This is a genomic window from Treponema sp. R80B11-R83G3 (assembly GCF_054786115.1).
The window spans coordinates 1-863 of sequence record NZ_BDHF01000313.1; the positions used below are offsets into that span (position 1 = coordinate 1).

2 protein-coding genes are annotated in these 863 nt (G+C 46.5%); both read right to left on the minus strand.

Annotation, left to right across the window (positions count from 1 at the left end; all coding sequences use genetic code 11):
• Nucleotides 1–643, minus strand: a 643-nt coding sequence (locus ACYVRH_RS13545; protein WP_461257419.1) for an NAD(P)H-hydrate epimerase, incomplete at its 3' end; no start/stop codon positions are given.
• A 35-nt stretch (nucleotides 644–678) separates the two neighbouring features.
• The coding region (locus tag ACYVRH_RS13550) for a F0F1 ATP synthase subunit gamma (RefSeq protein WP_461257420.1) at nucleotides 679–863 on the minus strand (185 nt) is incomplete at its 5' end.

The window sequence follows — 863 nt, forward strand, 5'->3', positions numbered from 1 at the left end:
AAGCCCTGCCGGGGTAAAAAAATTGTCCCAATTTAAGAAATCCGGCAGACACGGTACAATCGGCTTTTATACATGAAGAAGTACATTTTCCGTTGTCGCAATCAAGCCCCGATGGAGTATCAACCGCCAAAACAGAAGCCTTGCTGGAGTTCACAGCTTTAATCACATCAGCGTACAATCCGCGAGGTTCTCCGTTCGCACCGATTCCAAGCATCGCGTCGATTATCAAACTGTAATTGTTAAAATCGGGTAATTTTTCATTGCTTGTAAGTATGCGAACGACGCCGTTTTTTAAATCGGCGTAATCCTTAAACGCCAATGCCGCTTCACCGATTAATTCTTTGGTATCGCAAAGAGAAAAACAATCAACATTAATTCCTGCTTCTTGCAGTAGCCGTGCCGCGACATAGCCGTCTCCGCCGTTATTACCCTTACCGCATATTACCGCTATATTTTTATTCCCATCTTTCACGGCTGTCTTATCCAACATAGCCAACGCCGCTTGATAAATATGCTTGCCGGCGGCGCACATATAAGAGTACCCGGTATCGGTATTGCCGTTTATCGCCAGTTGATCAACAAGCTTCATTCGGGCGGTAGTGAGAACATTATTTATATTTCTAAATTGAGTCGCCTCTGCCATAAAATGCTCCACCTCAAAAACATTCGGTATAAATACTAATGATCAGCTAACGCCGTGGAACCGCCGGTAATCTCCGCCATTTCCTGCGTAATGCCCGCCTGACGCGCGCGGTTGTAACTTATTTTCAGTGAACCAAGCATATCTTCGGCGCTTTTGGAAGCCTCGTCCATCGCGTTCATGCGGGCGCTTTGTTCGCTGGCGTGAGATTCAACCATCGCCC